Genomic DNA, 24,122 nt, shown 5'->3' on the forward strand with positions numbered 1-24,122 from the left:
TCTTTAAGTAATTAACTTAAATTCACTCTGTCCTCAAATTTTATCATTAAATGTGAAATTGCACTACCCCAATTTTGAATTGGCATCGTTCATTTCTTAACCATATTTTGAAATGCTAAATAAAATATTTTAAAAACTGATGCGTCATTAGGAAAAATCTTTTTATTCTTAATGACTTTTCTTAGTTGACTATTAACAGATTCAATCGCATTAGTTGTGTAAATAATCCTTCTAAATTCTTGAGGATATTCAAGAAAAATTATTAAATTATTTCAGTTATTTTTTCATGATTTAGTAATTTGTGGATACTTTTTATTTCATTTTTCAGAAAAATGATCTAAAGCAACTAGCGCTATTTCTTCATTAATTGCTGTATAAATTGATTTTAAATCATTAGCTACAAGTTTGCGATCTTTGTAAGGGACAAATTTTAAACTATTACGAATTTGATGAACAATGCATAATTGGTGCTGTGTTTTTGGGAACACAGCTTCTATTGCATCAGACATTCCAGTTAAATTATCGCTACAAGCAACAAGAATATCTTGTAAGCCACGATTTTTCATTTCCGTAAGATTATTAAGTCAAAATTTGGCGCCCTCATTCTCGCTAATTCACATTCCTAAAATATCTTTTAAACCATCTAAATTAATTCCTAAGGCAAGATAAACTGCTTTATTTATTATTCGTTTATCTTGCTTTACTTTAACAACAATACAATCAAAATAAACAATCGGATAAATCTTCTCTAAAGGTTTAGTTTGTCACATTTTAACTTCTTCAATAACATCATCAGTTATTTGACTAATTAAACTTTCTGAAATTTCTGCTCCGTGATAGAATTCTTGCAATTGTGCTTTGATATCAGAAATTGTCATTCCTCTTGCATATAAAGAAATTACTTTTTGATCAAAGTTATCAAATCATCTTTGTCTTTTCGGAATAATTACTGGTTCAAAAGTACTATTTCGATCTCTTGGTACATCAATTGCGATTGAACCATTTTTAGTAATAATGGTTTTTTGTGTGTTGCCATTTCTTTTATTATGATTCTCATCAGTTTCAAGATAATCTTTAATTTCCGTATTTAACATTCGTTCAGTTAATTTTTTGGTAAATTCCTGAAAAATAGTATTGCCTTTAAATAAATCTTGTGGATTATCAATATTTTCTAAAAAATAATCAACAACTTTATCAATTGCGTCAGGTTCTTTTTTTATTTTTTTTGTCATTTTCTGTTCTCCTTCTTTTAAGTATAATTCAGAATGAATTATCGAGACACAGAATTTTGGACAGGCTCAAATTTAAACTTGTTGGGCTTGTTTTAATTAAAGTTATTGTTCTAAATAGCTAATATCGTTTTTATAAAACCTTATACTATAGTAGTAACTGTATTTGTTCTTACTGGCCCTTCTCTTTCTGATGAAAAAAATGCTTCACCGTTAAATGTTATTTTATCATTGTTTTTATCTATAGTAATTTCATTGGGTAATAAACTATATTTTTGTAAAATTTGCATTATTTCTGTAATTGATAATGTAACTATTTGTTTTTTATTGTTATCGTCAATTATTTTGGCAGTAATATTTCCTGTAATTTTTTGTTTTAAATTTAATATAACATTAGATGAAATTATTCTTACTGGATAAGTAATTTTTAATTTTTCATTGGGATTAAGTTCAAATTTATCAGCGGGTTCCTTAAAAATACTTAAAATCATTTCTTGTTCTTGTTTATTTGTGTTTGATAAATCAAATTCATTTGATAATACATTAATGATTTCAGAATTTTTATTATTTATATTTGTAAAATCTGTTAATTTCATTTCATCATCAGCATTTATGTTTCAACCATTTAATTTATTTTCTTGTTTTGTTTTAGTTAATCCTGTTGTAATTTGAAATACTAATTTTGATTTCGAATTATATTCACAAGCAGGTACATTAAATGATCTTATATTTGGAGTTTTATTGATGATTTCTCTATCAGAACATACATTTTTAGGAACATTAGATCATAAAAATGAATTTTCTTTTTTTGTTATTTCAATATCTGAAAAATTTAAATTATTAGTATCAATATAATTTATTTCCTTAAATTTTAAATTAGGGTTTTCATCACGAAACTTAAAAAATACTGCTCTTTTAATTAATTCATTTAAATTAATAATTTTATTTTGTTGATTATTAATTGAATAATGTATTTTTATATTATTATTTAAATTATCTTTTATCTTTACTATAGCTGAATTATTTGTTTTATTAATAATTTCTAATTGTGATATATCTAAATCAGGATTTAAATAATTTAATTCATTTAAAATTGCATTATCAGAATTATCATTAATTTGTCCCAAATTTGAATTTAAATTATACTGACTATATTCATAAACATTTTTATCTCATGAGCCAACATATAATTTGTTGTTTAAAACCACACCAGAAGATATAACTTCTCCATTTGTTTTAATAACAATTTTTTGTTGTCCTGTGGCCGGATCATATTCATAAACATTGTTATCTGACGAACCAAAATATAGTTTATTATTAAATACTACACCAGAAGACCTTATAATATTATTCGCTGTAATAACGATTTTTTGTTGTTCTGTTACTGGATCATATTCATAAACATTATGATCATGTGAACCAAAATATATTTTATTATTAAATACTACCCCAGAAGTTTGAACTCGCCCTTTTGTTCTAATAATAGTTTTTTGTTGTTCTGTTACTGGATCATATTCATAAACATTTTTATCTCATGAGCCAAAATATAAATTATTATTTAAAATAATTCCTTTAGAAAGAATTTCTCCATTTGTTTTAAAAACAATTTTTTGTTGTTTTGTTGCAGGATTATATTCATAAACATTTTTATCTGACGAACCAAAATATAGTTTAGTATTAAATACTACACCAGAAGAATCAATTCATCTATTTGTTTTAATAACAGTTTTTTGTTGTCCTGTGGCAGGATTATATTCATAAACATTTTTATCTGACGAACCAAAATATAGTTTATTATTAAATACTACACCAGAAGTAATAACTTGTCCATTTGTTTTAATAACAGTTTTTTGTTCTTTGGTTACTGGATCATATTCATAAACATTATGATCATGTGAACCAAAATATACTTTATTATTAAATACTACCCCAGAAGATTCAATTTGCTCTTTTGCTGTAATAACAATTTTTACTCTATTTATATTTTCATTATTGCTTCGTTTTTGTCTTTTATCATTTATATTTTCTAATTGCTCTTGTTTTTGATAAGGATTATTGGCAACGATTCCAGCCATTCCACCACTTGATATTGTTATTGTACTTAATAAACTAAGTAATTTTTTCATATTAATTAAATCCCTTTTGTGAATTTTTACTAATTAATAAAATTTACCAAACAATCAACATCCTTCCTTAAATTTTTAGAGTCTAATTAATACAAATTGATTATAACTTATTAAAATAAGAATTTTTATCATTTTTTCAGGTTATTAAATACTAATTCTAAAAAAATTATCATTAAAACAGAAAAATAAACTAACGAAATTTAACTTTGTTAAAATTACTACCAAGAAAGGCGATTTTTTATGTTAGAAATTAATAATAATGTAAAAACCTTAGGAAACAAGCATTGATTCAGTTTATTCGCAACCCATAAAAATATGTACACTAACAAATGTGAACAATTAGCTAATGAATACGAAAAATTGGATGAATACTTATATTTATATCATTATCGGTTAAAACAAGGTTATAAAGTAGTTCATTTTGCTTGAAGAACAATTATTACAATTTTTGGTGATGTTACTTTTAAACGACGCCGATATAAATATTGAAATCAAAAATCAGGTAAATTTGAATATAGACTTGGTACATAACCTTTAATTTTATCTACTATTTTGATAATATTATTTCCTAGGTGAAGTACAAATGTTAGATAAATACAAAGACGAAAACGAATTTTATAGTTTAATAGGCATAAAATATAAAACTTTCATGAAAATGGTAGAAATTTTAAAAGAAGGTGAAGCTAAACAAAAACAAATTGGTGGTAGACCAAATAAATTATCAATAGAGCAAAGATTACTTATGACTTTAGAATACTGAAAAGAATATAGTACATATCGTATTATTGCAAAAAAATATAATATTAGTCATGTTAGTTGTATTCGTAATATCTTTTGAGTTGAAAATACTCTAATAAAAAATAGTCACTTTCATATACCTGGCAAAAAGATATTATTAGAAAATAAGGGTACTACTAATAATTTATTAGCAATTGATGCTACAGAAATTCCAATTGAAAGAATTAAAAAAAACTAAAATTATTATTTTCTGGTAAGAAAAGGCAACATTCATTAAAATCGCAAATAATTATTGATTTATTTAACAATAAAATTATTTCAGTAGATTTTTGTTATGGCAGTACTCATGATTATAAGTTATTTTTAAAATCAAATACACTTATAAATCCAAAATTAGAATTAATTGCCGATTCAGGATATCAAGGTTTGCAAAATGTTCATAAAAATACATTATTGCCAATTAAAAAGAGTAAAAATAATCCTTTAAATCCAGATAAAAAGGAATATAATAGCTTTTTAAGTAAAGTTAGAATTGTCATTGAACATGTTTTTGCTAGATTAAAAAGATTTAAAATACTAGTTTATCGTTATCGCAATAAGATTAGAAGATTTGGAGGGACTGTACAATTAACTGTGTCTCTAAGTAATTAACTTAAATTCACTCTGTCCTCAAATTTTATCATTAAATGTGAAATTGCACTACCCCAATTTTGAATTGGCATCGTTCATTTCTTAACCATATTTTGAAATGCTAAATAAAATATTTTAGAAACTGATGCGTCATTAGGAAAAATCTTTTTATTCTTAATGACTTTTCTTAATTGACTATTAACAGATTCAATCGCATTAGTTGTGTAAATAATTCTTCTAAATTCCTGAGGATATTCAAGAAAAATTATTAAATTATTTCAGTTATTTTTTCATGATTTAGTAATTTGTGGATACTTTTTATTTCATTTTTCTGAAAAATGATCTAAAGCAATTAACGCTATTTCTTCATTAATTGCTGTATAAATTGATTTTAAATCATTAGCTACAAGTTTGCGATCTTTGTAAGGAACAAATTTTAAACTATTGCGAATTTGATGAACAATGCATAATTGATGCTGTGTTTTTGGGAAAACAGCTTCTATTGCATCAGACATCCCAGTTAAATTATCACTACAAGCAACAAGAATATCTTGTAACCCACGATTTTTCATTTCCGTAAGATTATTAAGTCAAAATTTGGCTCCCTCATTCTCACTAATTCACATTCCTAAAATATCTTTTAAACCATCTAAATTAATTCCTAAGGCAAGATAAACTGCTTTATTTATTATTCGTTTATCTTGCTTTACTTTAACAACAATACAATCAAAATAAACAATCGGATAAATCTTCTCTAAAGGTTTAGTTTGTCACATTTTAACTTCTTCAATAACATCATCAGTTATTTGACTAATTAAACTTTCTGAAATTTCTGCTCCGTGATAGAATTCTTGCAATTGTGCTTTGATATCAGAAATTGTCATTCCTCTTGCATATAAAGAAATTACTTTTTGATCAAAGTTATCAAATCTTCTTTGTCTTTTTGGAATAATTACTGGTTCAAAAGTACTATTTCGATCTCTTGGTACATCAATTGCGATTGAACCATTTTTAGTAATAATGGTTTTTTGTGTGTTGCCATTTCTTTTATTATGATTCTCATCAGTTTCAAGATAATCTTTAATTTCCGTATTTAACATTCGTTCAGTTAATTTTTTGGTAAATTCCTGAAAAATAGTATTGCCTTTAAATAAATCTTGTGGATTATCAATATTTTCTAAAAAATAATCAACAACTTTATCAATTGCGTCAGGTTCTTTTTTTATTTTTTTTGTCATTTTCTGTTCTCCTTCTTTTAAGTATAATTCAGAATGAATTATCGAGACACAGAATTTTGGACAGGCTCGATTTGGATTACGATTTAACTTAATTTCAGGAATATATAATTTTGAATTAAGCTAGTTATAGTTATGTACCAAGTCTTATGTATGTTTGTTAGATAAAGAAATTGGCTTATTGCCTAAACAACGCATTTATTTTGATGTCCAATTTAAAGTTTTAAGTCTTTTGGGAGATGGTAAACGGTATCGTGATGTTTTAGATGCTCTAAATCATTGTTATATTTCAAAAGCTAGTATTTCAAATATTTTAAATAAATACGATATTGCCGAATATTTTCAACTAGCAGAAAAAGAAACTAAAACTAGAATTGATGTCAAAAATAAGAATTTATATATTCAACTAGATGAAACATTTTTAGCAACATTAGATAAGAAAATTAAACAAGACCAAAGAATTCGTTTAGTTACTTTTCATACCGGACATAAAGAAAAAAATTATAAACATGCTCGTAGAGCGTTAGAAAATAAACGAGGTCATTTTCTAATGTTAAAAGTTGGTAAACGAATAAATACGATGGATTATCGTGATTTATTAATTAAAGAATTGCAAAAACATTATGTAAATATTAATTATTACAAAATAATTGTTTGTGGTGATGGTGATACTTGAATTAGAGAAATCGCCAATAGTTTTGGTAATGTTAGATATATTTTAGATGGTTATCATGCTATTAAAAAATTAAAACAAACTGCATTTAATATTATTTTTGAAAATCGCAAAGTAACATTAAATAGTTGAATTAAATTATATAAGGATGGAAATCATCAAGAATTAATCAAAAACATTCGTAATATTGCTAAAAATGAATTAAATAAAGATATTAAAACAAATTTAAGAAAGGCGAGTAATTATTTCAGTAATAATAAGCAAGGTATTCATCATCAAAATTTAGAATGAAATATCGGTTGTAGCATTGAAAGTGATGTATCGCATTTAGTAAAACAACAATTAGGATATGGAGCAAAAATATATAATCATAAGAATTTAAATAATCTATTACATTTAAGAATGGCAAATTTAAACAAATTAAATGTATTACATTACATTAATGAAAATATTAATTCAGAAATAGAAATCAGAAAAGAAATATATAAAAATTCATTATGAAATAAATATAATAGACTTCTTGCAAAATTAATATGATAATTATAATTTTTAAATTTAAAATAAATATAAAAGTGTTATTAAAATAATTGAGCCTGTCCAAAATTCTGTGTCTCGATAATTCATTCTGAATTATACTTAAAAGAAGGAGAACAGAAAATGACAAAAAAAATAAAAAAAGAACCTGACGCAATTGATAAAGTTGTTGATTATTTTTTAGAAAATATTGATAATCCACAAGATTTATTTAAAGGCAATACTATTTTTCAGGAATTTACCAAAAAATTAACTGAACGAATGTTAAATACGGAAATTAAAGATTATCTTGAAACTGATGAGAATCATAATAAAAGAAATGGCAACACACAAAAAACCATTATTACTAAAAATGGTTCAATCGCAATTGATGTACCAAGAGATCGAAATAGTACTTTTGAACCAGTAATTATTCCAAAAAGACAAAGAAGATTTGATAACTTTGATCAAAAAGTAATTTCTTTATATGCAAGAGGAATGACAATTTCTGATATCAAAGCACAATTGCAAGAATTCTATCACGGAGCAGAAATTTCAGAAAGTTTAATTAGTCAAATAACTGATGATGTTATTGAAGAAGTTAAAATGTGACAAACTAAACCTTTAGAGAAGATTTATCCGATTGTTTATTTTGATTGTATTGTTGTTAAAGTAAAGCAAGATAAACGAATAATAAATAAAGCAGTTTATCTTGCCTTAGGAATTAATTTAGATGGTTTAAAAGATATTTTAGGAATGTGAATTAGTGAGAATGAGGGAGCCAAATTTTGACTTAATAATCTTACGGAAATGAAAAATCGTGGGTTACAAGATATTCTTGTTGCTTGTAGTGATAATTTAACTGGGATGTCTGATGCAATAGAAGCTGTTTTCCCAAAAACACAGCATCAATTATGCATTGTTCATCAAATTCGCAATAGTTTAAAATTTGTTCCTTACAAAGATCGCAAACTTGTAGCTAATGATTTAAAATCAATTTATACAGCAATTAATGAAGAAATAGCGTTAATTGCTTTAGATCATTTTTCAGAAAAATGAAATAAAAAGTATCCACAAATTACTAAATCATGAAAAAATAACTGAAATAATTTAATAATTTTTCTTGAATATCCTCAGGAATTTAGAAGAATTATTTACACAACTAATGCGATTGAATCTGTTAATAGTCAATTAAGAAAAGTCATTAAGAATAAAAAGATTTTTCCTAATGACGCATCAGTTTTTAAAATATTTTATTTAGCATTTCAAAATATGGTTAAGAAATGAACGATGCCAATTCAAAATTGGGGTAGTGCAATTTCACATTTAATGATAAAATTTGAGGACAGAGTGAATTTAAGTTAATTACTTAGAGACACAGTTAATTGTACAGTCCCGGCTTGTGATCATAGAAAACTACCTTTATAGGTTAGTGATTTTAACAGTTTTTAAATTTAGTTATTAAAGGTTTAACCTTCAATTTTTGTTATTAGTTGTGTTCAAGTAGGATTTCTTAATATTGTTACTTTTAGATTAAAGATTTCCTTTTTTTGAATATTACCGTTTTCAATTTCTTCATACTTGATATTAAAGTTGAGTTTTGTAAGTTCATCAAGAATATTTTCGTTTTTTGCATGGTAATTATCTATTATGCTATGTATTGTCTTTTCGTTAATTGGAGATATTGTATCAATTTTTATTCAGTTTGGCATATTTTTTGGTCATTGTTGTGTATGTATATATAAATCTCATTTTATATCAGTTTTAGGTTTTTCTCATCTATTTTTTACTAAGTAAACAAATCCTTTTTTTAAGTTTAATTCGTATGATTCATTCTCAATTTGTAATATTGGTTCATTTGCTTTTTTAGAACAACCAACTATTGGTAATGTTATTAGTCCTAAAACAGCGGTTATATTTAAAAATTTCATAAAATTAACTCCTTTATTTTGTTTTTTCAATATATATATATATATATATATTATACGAAAATCCTTAAAATCATTAGAAAAATGGCAAAGCCGATTAAAAACTGAAAGGTATAGTAAAAGGCGGGTACCGTTTTAAAAATTGGAAAAATGGCAGTTGAAAAGTTAACTGTTGCTTTTGCAATGATTGCTAATGGTCGTAAAATCGTAATGATTTGTGAAGCAGTGAGCATTCAGTTTATCATTTTGATGCCAGCATTTTGAATGGCACAGCCAATGTCATTAAAAGTTGGTATTCATCGTCCAGAATATTTGCAATTTGCTGGCGGAATTAAATCATCTCATTCTGAGTTGGTTGAGCCATCAGGTATAAACGCCGTGGAATTTAAGACATTAAAGTCATAAATTTTAAAATTGTAGTTAGAGATATTGCCTTTATGATAAAGCGGAAAAGTTAAGGTAAAAATATTAATACCATAGCGAATATCAATGTCGGTGTTAAGATAATTAATATTATTAGCAGTGTTACTGGCTGACAATTTAATTAGTTTATTGTCATAAGATTTAAGAACATTAAAATCAATTTGATAAATGCTATTGTTGTTTTTAATGGCATTATAATTCTCTTGGTGCGATTTTTTATCAAAAGTAAAGAAATAACTTCTTAGTAATAATTCTGAGTTTCCTATAATATTTACTAAGTATTTTTTGGGATAAAAGGTAATTAATGAACGGTAAAAGAAACCGATTTGAATAAAATAATCCTTCTTATAGTTTTCTACACCTTTAAAATCAATTTCTGTATGAGTGTTTTCATCCATATCAAAAGTAGCATAAAATAAACTTGCAAAGAAATTGCCAAGAATTTCGTAGATTTCGTCAAAAACATTTTTGTAATCGCTGTTGTTAATACTAGGTATGTTGTTTTTAAAATAAAGGTAAATGTCATTTTTTAATTCAGGGTCGTATCTCAAAAAACTAAATTTAACATTAAGATAATTTAAGGTACCAAAAAGGTACTTAATTAGGTAATAATCGTTAGTATTTGCCGTATCATATTTTCATATTTCACTTTCACCATGTAATAATTGTAAATAGTTATTACCTGCGATTAAGGTTTTATTAAAAGCTTTAATTTTTAAAACATTCTTATTAATTTCATTCTCACTACTAGAAGTCTTATGATGAAAATAGCTTTCATCTTTAAAACCATGGTTTTTAATGATAAATTCTTTGTAATAACCTTTTTCTAAGGTGTTAATGAAATTAAATATTGGCGTTCAATAGAGATAAGAGTAATTAAATTTATCAAAATCACCACGATGAATCATTAAATAATCAAGATTATCAACAACATCGTTATAGTTATGGTTGCCATCAAATTTGGTGGTTTTTTCTGGTAAATCAATATCGGTTGATGGTCTTATTTGACCTTCAATTTTTGTTATTAGTTGTGTTCAAGTAGGATTTCTTAATATTGTTACTTTTAGATTAAAGATTTCCTTTTTTTGAATATTACCGTTTTCAATTTCTTCATACTTGATATTAAAGTTGAGTTTTGTAAGTTCATCAAGAATATTTTCGTTTATTGCATGGTAATTATCTATTATGCTATGTATTGTCTTTTCGTTAATTGGAGATATTTTATCAATTTTTATTCAGTTTGGCATATTTATTGGTCATTGTTGTGCATGTATATATAAATCTCATTTTATATCAGTAGTAGGTTTTTTTCATCTATTTTTTACTAAGTAAACAAATCCTTTTTTTAAGTTTAATTCATAAGTTTCTTTGCTTTCTCTTTTATTTCTAATTAGTGAATTTGCTGTTGTTTTGTCATTGTTAATGTTTTGGGGAATGGTAAAAATGTTATTTAAACTAATAACTATCACGGTAAATATTTTCATAAACATTTTTATCCTTCCTTTTTAAAATATTTTATTTTTCATTATTCTTTTAGCTTTAATTTTTTTAATAAATCACTCAATGCTACAGTTTGTAATTACCGCTATTGTAATGCATATATCTAAATACCCTAATATCATAAGTGAAATTAATGCTTCAAATTTTTCATATAATAATTTCAAATCATTAACTTCCAATTTTAAAAACGAAATGAAAAAGATAGTAATCATAAAAATGTAAGGTAAAATTCTCCATCATTATTTTTTTAAAGAATTAATGAGTTTGTTTGATTTCATTTTTCAAGGCTCTTTTTGTTTTAATTTTCTGAATAATCAAGCGGATTAATTTTTCAAATTTAAGTGAAAAATATATTGCTCCGCCTCATCAAAAAACAAATATTCCTGCCAGCATAATACCACTATTGAACTTACCAAAGAAATCAACCATCTGTTTATTCATAAAATCATTAAATTCGTCATTTGTTCCGGTTATTCATTTAGTATCGATTACTGTTAATGCACAAATTAATAAGCTTATAAAGATGAAAATGATACTTAATACTATTTTTAACCACTGATTTTTAAAAGAATTTTTAATTCTTAATTTTAATGGCATTTTTTCTTTTGAATTATCTTTTTTAAATAATTTTGCTAAAAGTTTTTTCATTTTTATGTATTTAAGAGTATTAACACTATTTTCTAATATTACATTAACAATTTTTAATTTGTCATTTTCTATTTCTAATTCTTGTTTTTTAGTTCATTTTTCCATTTTTTTACCTACCTTTAATCACAATAAATAAAGCAATAAGTACACAAGTTACACCAAGAATGGTAAAAATTGGGTGTTGCGAAAATGTTCGTGCCATTGGTTTAAAAAGTTCTAAAATTGTTAAATTGCTAGTAATAAACTTTTGAAAATTCGCAAGGCCTTCGCTAATATAGTTTGTTAAAGTTTCAAAATGACTACCAGCTAATAATCCAAGAACGGTTATTAAGATAAAAATAATAATTAGTTTAAACATTGTTAGTTACCTTGTTTTGTTTTTATTGGTTTTATTTGTTTTTTAGCTTTTCCTCACGCACTTAAACGCCCCTTATTTTTAACCGCATATTGGCGTTGTCTTTCTAAATTAACTTGTTGACTACCAAAACCGAGAATAATTGCCATAAGAAATTCTACAGCAAGCGTTAAGAATAGAGGAAATATTAATTGAATATTCGTTCCCGGCACCTCTAAACTTCAAATTAAATCAAAAACTTTATAAAGCATTTGGGCGAGAAAGTCGGCCATTTTTGCGAGATTTGCCATTTTTTATTGTTCCTTTTCTTTCATTTTTCTTAAAAATTTGCTAAATTTATCCATTTTTAAGTATTCTAAGTCTTCTAAATCAATTGCCGTATCAGTATAGTATTTATCTTCATAATCAGGATTTACTTTTGAATTTAAGTAATCTCTTAAAAATGCTAGGTAAAAAGAATTGTAAGTGTTAAGTATTGGTAAAGGAATTTTTAGTTTAAAAAAATAAATATCAAGTTCAGGAATATCACGGTATTTAATACGGCGACCTTTTTTGCTATTTTTAGCATCAATTAAGGTGTTTCGTCAGCGTTCATATTCTTCAATGCTCGTAAAGGTGCCATAGACGACTTTCAAGTAGGGGCGAAAAATATTAACGGGTTTTTTGCGAATTCCCACAATTACATTATTGGCAATATCACGAACTTTAACTCAAATATGTTTATCTCTTTGACCGCTAGCGAGAACAATATGACCAAAATGTCGTGCTAGAGCGAAATACTCTTGGATACCGGTTTCTTCGTTTTTGGTATTATTTTTTTCTCAATCAGTTCCTTCTAAGAATAAATTGGTTTCATCTCACAAAAGTAAGGTTTTATCTGGTAATACCGGATAATCAAAGTCTAATAATCCCATATGTCCTAAACTTAATTTTTGGGTTTCTAGTAATGGAAAGGTTGAGGCGATGTGATATTTCTTCTTTTTTAGTAATTTTGATGCGTATACTAGAAAAGCAGTTTTGCCAGTCCCTAATGAACCAATCACAATATTTAATGGTGAGTTTTTTAAGAAATTAATAACTTTGTTAATTTGTGTTAAATTACCGATTTTAAAAAGGAAAATTAAAATGCAACCTGCTAAAAATAAATAGCTCACAATGTTTTTAAAATAACCGTTGTAAATATATCAAATTGCTCCTCAATGTCATAAAATTAAAAATGAGGTGCGATTCAATTCAATAAAATGGTTATTTTTTTCTATTATTCATTTGCAAAATTTCATCTTGCACCTCACTTTATTTTTTTGTTAGCGTACGGCTCCAAGTAATTTTTCAAACATTTTAAAGCAAATAAAGAATATTGCCAAAATAAATGGGAAAATGAAGATTCAGTAGTCAGCAAAGAAATTACCGACTTGTGGCATATTAACAGCAATAATTTCTCACATTTTAGTAAACGCTGTTATAATTGCGTTTCACAATTTAGTCATCGCGTCACTAGCTGTTATTTTTTCTACTGTTGCAGGTGCATCGGCCAAGAAAGTTCCAAACATATAATCACCCCCTTTCTTTTTAAAACATTCATCATTTATATTCAAAGTTTTTCTTAAATTTGTTAAAACCACGATTAACCTTAACACGATTGTATTTTTTCCTAATTAATTTTGAATTTCTTTGGGAATGCATCACAATGTAACTCTGCGACATTACTTTTGTCTCTATCTAAATACTGATATGGTTTTTCAAAGTAACATTAGAATAAATCACACCATAATCGCTGTTAGGAGTCAAAAAGCAATGTTTGCTATTAAAAGTCAAAGTGGTGCTTCGGTTAATTTAATTTCTTTACCACCAGTAATGTGGGCCGGAATAGTTGTAATTTGAATAAATAAATCTCAGAAAGTTTGTTTAATTTGTTCTCAATTAAATTCTTTTAAGTTTATTGTCATTTTTTATCTCCCAAAAATCATTTTTATTGGTAAATACATAATTGAAATTAATGCGAAAAGAAAAGTAATAATAATAATTAATCCGGCAATAAACGCAACCTGTGCAGGCATTTTTTCTATCGGAATAAACAGTTTTAAGAATTCCATAATAATTTCTCAAAACATTATTTTTTATTCTCATTATTTTCTTTTGAATTAGGAGCTTTAACTCATTCTTCAAAGCGGGCAATAAACACTTTTTCATCTTTTGTAAAATTACCAGTATTATTTTTAATGGCATTTTTATATTTAATTCTAATTTTTATTTTGGCATAAATTTTATAAGCAAAATATGCCCATAGCATTATGCAAATGATAATAAATATTATTCCAATCGCAATATTCATTTTTAAACTCCTTTAAAATAGTTATAATTTATATCTTTTTTGTTGTTTTCTTTTTCGGCAATGAAAAAACCTAATAATTCTTGTCCCTTAATTAATTTGGTTTCTTTTTCTTTTTGATTAATCGAAATTACTTGATATTTACTATCTTTTATTATTCCAATGCAAATTGAATTTTCGTATTTTCCTTTATAAACAAATCGCTTTGAAAACCAAATACCGATTTGTTCATTAAATCACGGAATTTTTGGTGCTTTAATAAGCATTGCGTTTTGAGTTTCTTTTAAAAGATATTTTTTAGTATTTAAGAAAATGTTTTCAATGTTTTTCATAATAAATTACCTTTCTTATGAATAAACTAAGTTTTATATTAACTAAGTTAGTTAACTTAGTTTTTTAAACACTTATATATCGCAGATTTAAGTGTTTAACAAGCTTTGTTAATAAATTTTGTTTTTTTAATTAGATAAAGATTTTAATAATTTTAAACTTAGTATATCCCTATATAGAAATTTCTACACTTTAATGTCCGCATCCTACCCTTGGAACTAATTTAATAGCGTGTATATTTTTAGGAAATCCACCCATTCATTTTTTTATTGCAAAACGAAACAAATTGCTATAGCTAATAGGATGTTATCTATTAACTGGTAAACTTCTTTTGGTTATGGCGACCACCCACAATTTATTGTGCTTTAATACATACCAACATTATTAACTCACTTGTATTTAATTTTTAAAGAACAAATTTTTAACATCTTATAAAATAAAAAGACAATCATTGCTGACTGTCTTAATACTTATTCAAATCTTTTCCTACCTAACAAAACTTTATGCGTCCTATAGTTAGTGAAAATTTAATAAAATTAATAATTTTTATTGTGCAAAAATTCAATAATATGATAAAATGAAAACGAATAAAAATGACAATAACAAGAAAGGTAGGGTTAGTTTAGTAATTAAATAATATAATTAGCTGATTGTTTTACTTCTTCAAAGCAATACCTAAGAAAACTAAACGCGACCCCCAAAAAATATTTTCTGTGTGTCTTTGTCTAGTTTTTGCTATAATATATAGTATATATCTCATTTAGAGGAGGATAGTAATAGATGTCAAGAATTACAGATGTAAGAGCAATAGAAGTTTTAGATTCTCGTGGTAATCCCACAATTCAAGTGGAAGTATGAAGTGAATTTGGTTATGGTAAAGCCTTGGTTCCATCAGGGGCATCAACAGGTGAATTAGAAGCTTTAGAATTAAGAGATAACGATGAAAAGCGATATATGGGTAAAGGTGTTTTAAAAGCTGTTGCTAATATTAATAAAACGATTCGTGAAGAAGTAGTAGGAATGGATGTTACTAATCAACTTTTAGTTGATCAAGTGATGATTAAATTAGATGGTACAGATAATAAAGAAAAATTAGGGGCTAATGCGATTTTAGGAGTATCAATCGCAGTTATGCGTGCAGGTGCTGATGAAGTAGGTTTACCATTATATCAATATATTGGTGGTATTAATTCTAGAAAATTACCAGTACCAATGTTAAACATTATTAATGGTGGAGAACATGCAGACAACACCATTGATTTTCAAGAGTTTATGATTATGCCGGTTAGTGCTCCTGATTTTAAAGAAGCAATTAGAATGGCAGCAGAAGTATTTCATACTTTAAAGAAAATTTTACACGATGCTGGTGATACTACTTCTGTTGGTGATGAAGGTGGATTTGCTCCAAATTTAGATAATGAAGGTGCATTAGATGTTATTGTTAAAGCAATTGAAACAGCAGGATATAAAGCTGGTACGGATATTAAAATTGCAATGGATTGTGCTTCTAGTGAACTATATGATAAAGAACGAAAAATTTATGTCTTTAAAAAACTAAGCAAAAAAAGTGGCAAAGTTGTTGAAAAAACTACTGATGAAATGATTTCGTATTTAGAACAGTTAGTTAACAAATATCCGATTATTTCTATTGAAGATGGATTATCAGAGCATGATTGAGATGGTTTTGTTAAATTAACAGAAAAATTAGGTAATAAAGTCCAAATTATGGGAGATGATATTTTTGTAACTAATCCTAAAATAACAAAAGAAGGTATTGAAAAGCAAGCTGCTAACTCAATTTTAATTAAAGTAAATCAAATTGGAACAATGAGTGAAACGATTGCAACGATTCAAATGGCTCAAAAAGCTAATTGAACAGCAGTTGTATCACATCGTTCAGGTGAAACTGAGGATACAACTATTGCTGATTTAGCGGTTGCTTTAAACACTGGACAAATTAAAACTGGTTCAATGTCAAGAACCGATCGGATTGCCAAATATAATCGTCTCTTAACGATTGCAGAGGAATTAGGTGTTACTGGTGAATATGATGGAATGGACACATTTTATAACTTAACAAAGAAAACTTAAAACCTTTAAATATCTTCCAGTTAATTGGGAGATATTTTTTATTTAAGAATATTATTTCTTTAATTAGAAACAATTTTCACTCTATTCTTGCTATTGTAGTAGTAAAGAAGGCTTAACGACAAAATTAAAATTTTATATAGAAATAATAAAAGTAGGACTAGGCATAGTGCGAGCAGTTTACTTTTTCAGAAGTAATTTGATAAATCTAATGCTAAAACTTATCAAATTTATAAAAAACATATTAAGACAATTATTAATTAAATATACCTTTTTTAAAAAATAACGAATTAATAGTACAGTACCCAACTAATTAATTATTAAGGAAACAAATACGGCTTTAATGAATTAGTATATTGTGGGGAACATATTTTTGCTATAATTATAATAGACTTGGTACATAACCTTTAATTTTATCTACTATTTTGATAATATTATTTCCTAGGTGAAATACAAATGTTAGATAAATACAAAGACGAAAACGAATTTTATAGTTTAATAGGCATAAAATATAAAACTTTCATGAAAATGGTAGAAATTTTAAAAGAAGGTGAAGCTAAACAAAAACAAATTGGTGGTAGACCAAATAAATTATCAATAGAGCAAAGATTACTTATGACTTTAGAATACTGAAAAGAATATAGTACATATCGTATTATTGCAAAAAAATATAATATTAGTCATGTTAGTTGTATTCGTAATATCTTTTGAGTTGAAAATACTCTAATAAAAAATAGTCACTTTCATATACCTGGCAAAAAGATATTATTAGAAAATAAAGGTACTACTAATAATTTATTAGCAATTGATGCTACAGAAATTCCAATTGAAAGAATTAAAAAAAACTAAAATTATTATTTTCTGGTAAGAAAAGGCAACATTCATTAAAATCGCAAATAATTATTGATTTATTTAACAATAAAATTATTTCAGTAGATTTTTGTTATGGCAGTACTCATGATTATAAGTTATTTTTAAAATCAAATACACTTATAAATCCAAAATTAGAATTAATTGCCGATTCAGGATATCAAGGTTTGCAAAATGTTCATAAAAATACATTATTGCCAATTAAAAAGAGTAAAAATAATCCTTTAAATCCAGATAAAAAGGAATATAATAGCTTTTTAAGTAAAGTTAGAATTGTCATTGAACATGTTTTTGCTAGATTAAAAAGATTTAAAATACTAGTTTATCGTTATCGCAATAAGATTAGAAGATTTGGATTACGATTTAACTTAATTTCAGGAATATATAATTTTGAATTAAGCTAGTTATAGTTATGTACCAAGTCTAATACTAAATATTTAGAAAGGATAAATTAAAAATGGCAAAATTGATGAAAAAAGTTGCGATATTAACTTCTGGTGGCGATGCTCCAGGAATGAACAATACGGTGGCGCAAATAATTAAAAAAGCAATAGCAAATAATATCCTGCCTTACATTGTTAGGGATGGTTATGAAGGTTTAACACAAGGTTGAATTGAAGAAACTAATGAAGACTTTGCAAGAAAAATTGTTAATCGTGGGGGAACAGCGATTGGTACTTCGCGTTATCCTGAATTTGCAAAGGAAGAAGTAAGACAACGAGCGATTAATAATTTAAAACAATTAGAAATTAATAATTTAATTGTTATTGGTGGTGATGGTAGTTATCAAGGTGCTAATAAATTAGTAGCAATGGGATTAAATTGTATTGGTTTGCCAGGAACAATAGATAATGATGTTGTATCAAGTGATTTTACTATTGGTTTTGATACGGCATTAAATACCGTTATTGAAGCAATTGACCGTGTTCGCGATACTAATGAATCTCATAATCGTTGTGGAATTATTGAAGTTATGGGTCGTTATTGTGGAGATATTGCGATGCTGGCGGGAATTGGTAGTGGTGTGGAAATTATTAGTACATCAGAAAATAAATTGACAGAAGAAGAAATTATTCAGCAAACTAAAAAATGTTATGAAAAAAAATATCGTTCGGTAATTATTCTTGTAACGGAAAAACTGTATGATGTTCATCAATTGGCGAAAGAAGTTGAAAAAGGTAGTGGTTATGTTACGCGAGCAACAGTCTTAGGACATATTCAAAGAGGCGGTATGCCAACAGCAATGGATCGCTATTTAGCAACAATTTTAGGAACTAAAGCTATTAAACAATTAATTGCTGGCAATACAGGGATTTGTATTGGATTAAGTGGAAATGGTTTACAAAGTTATTCTTTTACTAAAGCATTAGCAATGAAACGAAAATAGGTTGGTCGTATTCATCATTAGTCATAAAATATACAAGGAGTAAATTAATGGAAAATAATAATTATGCAATTTCTATTAGTGGATTAACCAAAAGGTTTAAAAAACAAGTTGCTGTTAATAACATTACTATTAAAGTAAAAAGTGGTAAAATTCATGGTTTTATTGGACCTAATGGTGTAGTGGAAAAACAACAACAATTAAATGTTTAATCGGTTCAATTATTCCTAATAGTGGTGAAATACAAATTGATGGTAAAGATGCTAGGCTGTCTGTAGCTAAAGAAGTTTTAGGATATATTCCTGAAAATGCTCGTTTTCCAATGCACTTATCAACATATAAATATTTAACTTGAATGAGTTTTTTACGAGGAAACGATTGAAAAAAAGTAAAAAGGAAGCTAAGGCATCATTAGAACAATTAAGTTTATGAAAGTTTCAACGAAAAAATCCTAATAGTTTTTCTTCCGGAATGAAAAAAAGGTATTATTAGCACAAGCTCTTATTTCTAATCCTAAAATATTAATTTTAGATGAACCAGCAGCTAATTTAAATCCGACAGCGAGAATGGAATTATTTGATGAATTAATTAAACTTCGTGATATGGGAAAAAGCATTTTGATTTCATCACATATTTTATTAGAGTTACAAAATATTATTGATGAAGTTACAATTTTAAATCATGGTAATGTTATTTACAGTGATATCATTCAAACTAAAAAACAAAATTTATATATGTTTGATCCTTTAAAACCAGAATTGTTTATTAAAGTATTAAAAAAAGCTGGTTATGATGTTCAAATAATGAATGAAAAAATTGTGGTGCAAATTAAAAATGATCAAGAATCAGAAATTATGTCTAGTCATAAAAATAGTAATAAAAAGGAAGGTAAGAAGGTAATGCCGATTAAAAGGGACTGTACAATTAACTGTGTCTCTAAGTAATTAACTTAAATTCACTCTGTCTTCAAATTTTATCATTAAATGTGAAATTGCACTACCCCAATTTTGAATTGGCATCGTTCATTTCTTAACCATATTTTGAAATGCTAAATAAAATATTTTAAAAACTGATGCGTCATTAGGAAAAATCTTTTTATTCTTAATGACTTTTCTTAATTGACTATTAACAGATTCAATCGCATTAGTTGTGTAAATAATTCTTCTAAATTCCTGAGGATATTCAAGAAAAATTATAGATAAGTATTGATAAAATAAAAAAGTCATCAACCTGACTTTTAAAAATTAATTTTATTAAATTTTAGAATTAATGGTTATAAATTAAAATACAACAAGCTTGATTGTTGATAAGGATTTAAACCATAATGTTGATATTTTCATTTTCATAAGTTGAGATAATCTTGAATGTTAGTAAACCCAATGCCATGATAATAGACTTCTTGCAAAATTAATATGATAATTATAATTTTTAAATTTAAAATAAATATAAAAGTGTTATTAAAATAATTTTTAGATTATTTTTACAAATATTTTGTCATTAAAACATAATAAAAATTATTATTTACAATAAAAAAAGACTGAAATTTTAAATTATCAAATATATTTAAACTAATAGTTGTAAATTATAAATTGAAGCTATTAAATTAAATCTTAAAGCAAATCTTTTTCTACGATTTCGATATTTTTCACTAATAATTTTAAATTTTTTAAGTATAGCAAAAACATTTTCAATAACAATTCTCATTTTTGAAATTCGCTCATTATTTTGCTTTTCTTCTTTATTTAAAGGGTTTTTCTTTGATTTTCTTTTAGGAATTAAAACATTATGATTAATTTTTTGTATGCCTTGATAACCTAAATCCACTAAAACAGTTGTTTCTGGTAAAAATTTAATTTTTGAATCTTTTAAAATTTTAAAGTCATGGTTTTTACCATAAGAAAAATCAGAACTAATAATTTTTTTACTATCTTTTTCAATTATAACTTGTGTTTTTATTGTGTGTTTTTTCTTTTTTCCTGAGTAGTGCTGTTTTTGTCTTTTTTTGGGCGTTGGATTTGGCTTTCAGTTACATCAATTATAACAGTCTTATCTTTGAAATAATCTTTTAATAGTGATTTTTGACCAGTAAGTTGTTGAAAATTAGGGTGTTTTATTAAAGTGTCTTCAATTCATTTGATATTTCTATAACAACTACTTTCACTAATATCATAACTTTTTGCAATATGAAAATAAGTTCTATATTCTCTTCAATATTCTAAAGTCATTAAAATACGATTTTCTAATGATAATTTATTGGTTCTTCCGCGACGAAATCTCTTTTTTAATTCTTCTATTTTTAAAATTTCTAGCATTTTATTAAAAGTAGTATGTTTAATACCAGTTAATCTTAAAAAATTTTTATCACTTATTTGATTATTTTTTTTAAATTTCATTTAAATTCCACCTTTTTATTAAAAACAACAATTCAATTATATTTTAAATTAATTTTGCAAGAAGTCTAATGAGTGAGAAATTCTTTTATACTGGATTGAACTTTGCTAACATTTTTTAAATTATAATAACTAGCTTTTTTAGAAGCATTATGTTTAACTTGTTTTAACTTACATTTAGTTTGTATTGCAACTAAATCATACAAGGGGTGCATATCTGTTTTTAAAAGCGAATTTTCTTTAATAAGTTTGTTAGTTAAATTATCTTCAACCCATTTTCGTTTTAGTCTTTTAGTATTGGTAATTTGTGCATAAATATTAAGGTTTTCATCAATAGCTACTTGAATACAACATTTTGTATTTTTAGCATTAGGTTCAATATAGAGTTTTCTTGGGTCATCTTTGGATTTAAAATTTCCTTTATGAATTTCTTTAATAAAAGTTTCATCAATTTCAATGATGCCACTAAGTTTCTTAAAAGATTTTTGAGTTTTTGCTAATTGTTTTGATTTCATTAATTTTTGACGATTATATCATGCTGAAAGTGTTGAAGTGTTGATAAAATTAGCAATTATTCTTGAAGATTGTCCTAACATAGCAATTTTAATTAATAAATCTCATTGTTCATAAGAAAGTTTACTACGATAAGTAAAATGATTACGAAAAGCGTCAAAACTTGCACGGCAATTTTTACATAAATATTTTTGCTTATCATTTTTAAACCCATTTTTTACACATTTAAAGGATTTACAATCAGGACAAATTATATCCTTCTTTTTAAATTTATTATCAATAATTGCTTTTTAATTTTGTCGAAAACTCTTGATAAAATAAAAAAAATCATCAACTTGATAATTTTAAAAGGCTTTTATGTAAAATTACTATTTTTACTTTAACTTTTTTATACATTAAAATATAATACCGCTGTTTGTTGATTTGGAGTTAAACCCTTATGTTGGTATTTTCATTTTCAGAGATTTAAATAATTTTGAATATTAGTAAAACCTAAACCATGATAATGAATTAAATCAATTTTTTTATAAATAGTATTCCGAACATTATCAACAACAGAAGCATTGGCATCACTTGATTGCGTTTTACTTTCTTTAACGGTAACAACTTGTTCTTGCAAATTATTCATTCGCTTCATAATTATTTCCCGAAATGATAACGGTTTTTCATTTTTCTTTATTAACTCTTCTGAAGTTGTTTTTGAACTTAAATTATTTTCAGACAATGGAGTTTTTTCTTGCATATCATTAATAACACTATTAGAATTAATAATACTTTGTTTTTTTTTTTCAATTACTTGATTTGGAGTTTTAAGTTTTGGCATTGGCGATAATTTTTCATTAATAACTTTTTTTTCAAATTTTGCTGTAAAATCCTTTTCTAAATGTGATTGATTTTCTGATAAATTAAACTTTAATTCTTGCTCTTGTTCTTCTAATTCTTCTCAATTAGAAAATGGCTTTTTTGATGACGATTTTATTGGTTTTACTGATTTTTCAGAAACAGTTTCTTTCAACATAATCTTCATTTTAACAACAACATCACCGCGTTTAACACTATATCACCCTCAGGGCAAACAAATAATTTTTCAATATCACCATCAAATAAAGTACTAACCGGAATCTCTTGACCTTCACAGTTAGTTAATAAGCAAAATATTTTGAAAGGCTTTAACATGACTCCCTTGTTCAACTAAAATTTGCTTAATAGTACCATATTTACTTGGTAAATAATTTAACTTAATTTTAATCATTAAAGCCACCTCTTAACTTTTATCTTATTTTAACATTTATTATTATTTATGTATATCAAATAATTTTTTTAATTTTGTCGAAAACTCTTTTAATTTTGTCGAAAACTCTTGATATTTATTGAATATACTTAATTTTAGGTATATTTTTAATATGATAGAGGTGGATAATAATTATGGAAAAAATAATTGCTTGTTTTTCCTTTTTTTCAATTTTCTTTGCTCTATTTTTTAATTGCTGATATATTTTCATAAAAGTTTTATCATCAATATTATTTATTTCTTTTAAAATATCTTTTTCTTGCATATAAAATCACCTTTAAATTAAAAATAACCCATTTGCAGAAAAAAATAAAGAGGTTATCAATACTTATCTTTAAAATTAGAAAAATGATTACGAAAAGCGTCAAAACTTGCACGGCAATTTTTACATAAATATTTTTGTTTTCCTTCTGAATTATGTCCATTTTTAACGCAATGGTAAGATTCACATTTAGGGCATTTAATACCTTGCGCTCTAAATTTTTGATCAATTTCATTTAACCGTTTTTGTTTTTGTTTTTTTATTAATTCTGCTTGTTGTTTGACTTTTTCATAAAATTCTAAAAATTGATCATCTGTTAAAGTATTTACTAGTTCTTGAATTATTTTTTTCCATAATTATTATCCACCTCTATCATATTAAAAATATACCTAAAATTAAGTATATTCAATAAATATCAAGAGTTTTCGACAAAATTAAAAATTTTTTATTGTGTAAAAATTCAATAATATGATAAAATGGTAATGAATAAAAATGACAATAACAAGAAAGGTATGGTTAGTTTAGTAATTAAATAATATAATTAGCTGATTGTTTTGCTTCTTCAAAGCAATACCTAAGAAAACTAAACGCGACCCACACCCTTATAATAGGTTGACAAAATATACGGTATACTCTATACTTGTTTGGTGCATTAGATATTGCTATT

General features: G+C 25.6%; 33 protein-coding genes and 2 pseudogenes. 12 read left to right on the forward strand and 23 right to left on the reverse strand.

The genetic code is table 4. The features are described from left to right. Nucleotides 1-11: 11 nt before the first annotated feature. The gene (locus AAHM82_RS09155) at nt 12-1,232 is read right to left on the reverse strand and encodes an IS256 family transposase (protein WP_342263726.1); all 1,221 of its coding nucleotides are present in this window, start codon (nt 1,230-1,232) and stop codon (nt 12-14) included. Nucleotides 1,233-1,372: 140 nt separating this feature from the next. Then, nucleotides 1,373-3,355 (reverse strand): PQQ-binding-like beta-propeller repeat protein, encoded by a 1,983-nt coding sequence (locus tag AAHM82_RS09160; RefSeq protein WP_342263727.1) that lies wholly within the window; start codon nt 3,353-3,355, stop codon nt 1,373-1,375. Between the two features lie 240 nt (nt 3,356-3,595). On the opposite strand from AAHM82_RS09160, the gene AAHM82_RS09165 reads away from it, so the two are divergent. From AAHM82_RS09165 to AAHM82_RS09175, 3 genes are read left to right on the forward strand one after another with little or no spacing between them, the layout of a single operon-like run. Further along, nucleotides 3,596-3,886, forward strand: a complete 291-nt coding sequence (locus tag AAHM82_RS09165; protein WP_342263728.1) for a UPF0236 family transposase-like protein — start codon at nt 3,596-3,598, stop codon at nt 3,884-3,886. Between the two features lie 52 nt (nt 3,887-3,938). Beyond that, nucleotides 3,939-4,331, forward strand: coding sequence for a transposase family protein (locus AAHM82_RS09170; RefSeq protein WP_342263426.1), 393 nt, complete (start codon nt 3,939-3,941; stop codon nt 4,329-4,331). Between the two features lie 5 nt (nt 4,332-4,336). Then, nucleotides 4,337-4,744, forward strand: a complete 408-nt coding sequence (locus tag AAHM82_RS09175; RefSeq protein WP_342264869.1) for a transposase family protein — start codon at nt 4,337-4,339, stop codon at nt 4,742-4,744. Here the strand turns inward: AAHM82_RS09175 and AAHM82_RS09180 are convergent. Next, entirely contained in the window at nt 4,741-5,961 is a 1,221-nt protein-coding gene (locus AAHM82_RS09180; protein ID WP_342263729.1) for an IS256 family transposase, read from the reverse strand. The two genes, AAHM82_RS09175 and AAHM82_RS09180, sit on opposite strands and share 4 nt — an antisense overlap. A 130-nt stretch (nt 5,962-6,091) precedes the next feature. On the opposite strand from AAHM82_RS09180, the gene AAHM82_RS09185 reads away from it, so the two are divergent. Both AAHM82_RS09185 and AAHM82_RS09190 read left to right on the forward strand, forming a co-directional pair. After that, entirely contained in the window at nt 6,092-7,171 is a 1,080-nt protein-coding gene (locus tag AAHM82_RS09185; RefSeq protein WP_425289024.1) for an Mbov_0401 family ICE element transposase-like protein, read from the forward strand. A 117-nt stretch (nt 7,172-7,288) separates the two neighbouring features. Then, nucleotides 7,289-8,509, forward strand: a complete 1,221-nt coding sequence (locus AAHM82_RS09190; protein ID WP_342263365.1) for an IS256 family transposase — start codon at nt 7,289-7,291, stop codon at nt 8,507-8,509. 104 nt (nt 8,510-8,613) lie between these two features. On the opposite strand, the gene AAHM82_RS09195 is transcribed toward AAHM82_RS09190, so the two are convergent. From AAHM82_RS09195 to AAHM82_RS09240, 10 genes are all read right to left on the reverse strand, one after another. After that, complete coding sequence (locus AAHM82_RS09195) at nt 8,614-9,075, reverse strand: hypothetical protein (RefSeq protein ID WP_342263731.1); 462 nt, start codon at nt 9,073-9,075, stop codon at nt 8,614-8,616. A 50-nt stretch (nt 9,076-9,125) separates the two neighbouring features. Next, the gene (locus AAHM82_RS09200; RefSeq protein WP_342263732.1) at nt 9,126-10,985 is read right to left on the reverse strand and encodes a hypothetical protein; all 1,860 of its coding nucleotides are present in this window, start codon (nt 10,983-10,985) and stop codon (nt 9,126-9,128) included. A gap of 265 nt (nt 10,986-11,250) precedes the next feature. Next, nucleotides 11,251-11,748 carry a hypothetical protein gene (locus AAHM82_RS09205; protein WP_342263733.1) on the reverse strand — a complete coding sequence of 166 codons (498 nt, stop codon included), beginning with the start codon at nt 11,746-11,748 and terminating at the stop codon, nt 11,251-11,253. Between the two features lie 4 nt (nt 11,749-11,752). Next, nucleotides 11,753-12,001: a hypothetical protein gene (locus tag AAHM82_RS09210; RefSeq protein ID WP_215826579.1), complete on the reverse strand. Its 249-nt coding sequence runs from the start codon at nt 11,999-12,001 to the stop codon at nt 11,753-11,755. 2 nt (nt 12,002-12,003) lie between these two features. Continuing rightward, the gene (locus tag AAHM82_RS09215) at nt 12,004-12,288 is read right to left on the reverse strand and encodes a hypothetical protein (protein WP_338968625.1); all 285 of its coding nucleotides are present in this window, start codon (nt 12,286-12,288) and stop codon (nt 12,004-12,006) included. A gap of 3 nt (nt 12,289-12,291) precedes the next feature. After that, the gene (locus tag AAHM82_RS09220) at nt 12,292-13,278 is read right to left on the reverse strand and encodes a hypothetical protein (protein ID WP_342263734.1); all 987 of its coding nucleotides are present in this window, start codon (nt 13,276-13,278) and stop codon (nt 12,292-12,294) included. A 24-nt stretch (nt 13,279-13,302) separates the two neighbouring features. Continuing rightward, the gene (locus AAHM82_RS09225; protein WP_342263735.1) at nt 13,303-13,635 is read right to left on the reverse strand and encodes a hypothetical protein; all 333 of its coding nucleotides are present in this window, start codon (nt 13,633-13,635) and stop codon (nt 13,303-13,305) included. Between the two features lie 78 nt (nt 13,636-13,713). Next, a complete protein-coding gene (locus AAHM82_RS09230) occupies nt 13,714-13,944 on the reverse strand; it encodes a hypothetical protein (RefSeq protein ID WP_342263075.1) in 231 nt (76 codons plus the stop codon). Between the two features lie 164 nt (nt 13,945-14,108). Then, nucleotides 14,109-14,330 (reverse strand): hypothetical protein, encoded by a 222-nt coding sequence (locus AAHM82_RS09235; protein WP_342263736.1) that lies wholly within the window; start codon nt 14,328-14,330, stop codon nt 14,109-14,111. Between the two features lie 2 nt (nt 14,331-14,332). Next, nucleotides 14,333-14,659: a hypothetical protein gene (locus AAHM82_RS09240; protein ID WP_342263529.1), complete on the reverse strand. Its 327-nt coding sequence runs from the start codon at nt 14,657-14,659 to the stop codon at nt 14,333-14,335. A gap of 778 nt (nt 14,660-15,437) precedes the next feature. Here AAHM82_RS09240 and eno point away from each other — a divergent pair. The 7 genes from eno (at nt 15,438) to AAHM82_RS09275 (ending at nt 19,943) form a co-directional block, all read left to right on the forward strand. Then, the gene (eno, locus tag AAHM82_RS09245) at nt 15,438-16,748 is read left to right on the forward strand and encodes a phosphopyruvate hydratase (protein ID WP_342263737.1); all 1,311 of its coding nucleotides are present in this window, start codon (nt 15,438-15,440) and stop codon (nt 16,746-16,748) included. Between the two features lie 453 nt (nt 16,749-17,201). After that, nucleotides 17,202-17,594 (forward strand): transposase family protein, encoded by a 393-nt coding sequence (locus AAHM82_RS09250; RefSeq protein ID WP_342263426.1) that lies wholly within the window; start codon nt 17,202-17,204, stop codon nt 17,592-17,594. A gap of 5 nt (nt 17,595-17,599) precedes the next feature. Further along, on the forward strand, nt 17,600-18,019 hold the full coding sequence (locus AAHM82_RS09255) for a transposase family protein (protein ID WP_342264846.1): 420 nt from the start codon (nt 17,600-17,602) through the stop codon (nt 18,017-18,019). Nucleotides 18,020-18,072: 53 nt separating this feature from the next. Then, nucleotides 18,073-19,002, forward strand: a complete 930-nt coding sequence (gene pfkA / locus AAHM82_RS09260) for a 6-phosphofructokinase (protein WP_342263738.1) — start codon at nt 18,073-18,075, stop codon at nt 19,000-19,002. 47 nt (nt 19,003-19,049) lie between these two features. Next, the gene (locus AAHM82_RS09265; RefSeq protein WP_342263739.1) at nt 19,050-19,211 is read left to right on the forward strand and encodes a hypothetical protein; all 162 of its coding nucleotides are present in this window, start codon (nt 19,050-19,052) and stop codon (nt 19,209-19,211) included. A gap of 29 nt (nt 19,212-19,240) precedes the next feature. Beyond that, nucleotides 19,241-19,414, forward strand: a complete 174-nt coding sequence (locus tag AAHM82_RS09270) for a hypothetical protein (protein ID WP_342264870.1) — start codon at nt 19,241-19,243, stop codon at nt 19,412-19,414. Nucleotides 19,415-19,565: 151 nt separating this feature from the next. Then, entirely contained in the window at nt 19,566-19,943 is a 378-nt protein-coding gene (locus AAHM82_RS09275) for a hypothetical protein (protein ID WP_342263740.1), read from the forward strand. Here the strand turns inward: AAHM82_RS09275 and AAHM82_RS09280 are convergent. The 10 genes and pseudogenes from AAHM82_RS09280 to AAHM82_RS09310 all read right to left on the reverse strand — a co-directional run. Continuing rightward, nucleotides 19,944-20,195 (reverse strand): annotated as a pseudogene (locus AAHM82_RS09280) (transposase); the annotation flags it as partial. A gap of 77 nt (nt 20,196-20,272) precedes the next feature. After that, on the reverse strand, nt 20,273-20,404 hold the full coding sequence (locus tag AAHM82_RS09285; RefSeq protein WP_342263742.1) for a hypothetical protein: 132 nt from the start codon (nt 20,402-20,404) through the stop codon (nt 20,273-20,275). Nucleotides 20,405-20,562: 158 nt separating this feature from the next. Then, nucleotides 20,563-20,955 (reverse strand): transposase family protein, encoded by a 393-nt coding sequence (locus AAHM82_RS14375; RefSeq protein ID WP_342264845.1) that lies wholly within the window; start codon nt 20,953-20,955, stop codon nt 20,563-20,565. Continuing rightward, a complete protein-coding gene (locus AAHM82_RS14380) occupies nt 20,952-21,392 on the reverse strand; it encodes a transposase family protein (protein ID WP_342263396.1) in 441 nt (146 codons plus the stop codon). The genes AAHM82_RS14375 and AAHM82_RS14380 overlap by 4 nt, the downstream gene beginning before the upstream one ends. A gap of 65 nt (nt 21,393-21,457) precedes the next feature. Beyond that, complete coding sequence (locus tag AAHM82_RS09295) at nt 21,458-21,985, reverse strand: transposase (protein ID WP_342263743.1); 528 nt, start codon at nt 21,983-21,985, stop codon at nt 21,458-21,460. Nucleotides 21,986-22,069: 84 nt separating this feature from the next. Beyond that, a pseudogene (locus AAHM82_RS14385) lies at nt 22,070-22,186 on the reverse strand (transposase-like zinc-binding domain-containing protein); the annotation flags it as partial. 104 nt (nt 22,187-22,290) lie between these two features. Further along, nucleotides 22,291-22,920, reverse strand: coding sequence for a hypothetical protein (locus AAHM82_RS09300; RefSeq protein ID WP_342263744.1), 630 nt, complete (start codon nt 22,918-22,920; stop codon nt 22,291-22,293). Between the two features lie 349 nt (nt 22,921-23,269). Then, entirely contained in the window at nt 23,270-23,458 is a 189-nt protein-coding gene (locus AAHM82_RS09305; RefSeq protein ID WP_342263745.1) for a hypothetical protein, read from the reverse strand. A gap of 53 nt (nt 23,459-23,511) precedes the next feature. Beyond that, the gene (locus tag AAHM82_RS14390; protein ID WP_425289025.1) at nt 23,512-23,721 is read right to left on the reverse strand and encodes an IS1/IS1595 family N-terminal zinc-binding domain-containing protein; all 210 of its coding nucleotides are present in this window, start codon (nt 23,719-23,721) and stop codon (nt 23,512-23,514) included. Further along, nucleotides 23,669-23,809: a hypothetical protein gene (locus tag AAHM82_RS09310; protein ID WP_342263746.1), complete on the reverse strand. Its 141-nt coding sequence runs from the start codon at nt 23,807-23,809 to the stop codon at nt 23,669-23,671. Before AAHM82_RS09310 ends, AAHM82_RS14390 begins: the two co-directional genes overlap by 53 nt. Nucleotides 23,810-24,122 lie beyond the last annotated feature (313 nt).

This window comes from Spiroplasma endosymbiont of Clivina fossor, from assembly GCF_964031115.1.
GTDB lineage: Bacteria > Bacillota_I > Bacilli_A > Mycoplasmatales > Nriv7 > Nriv7.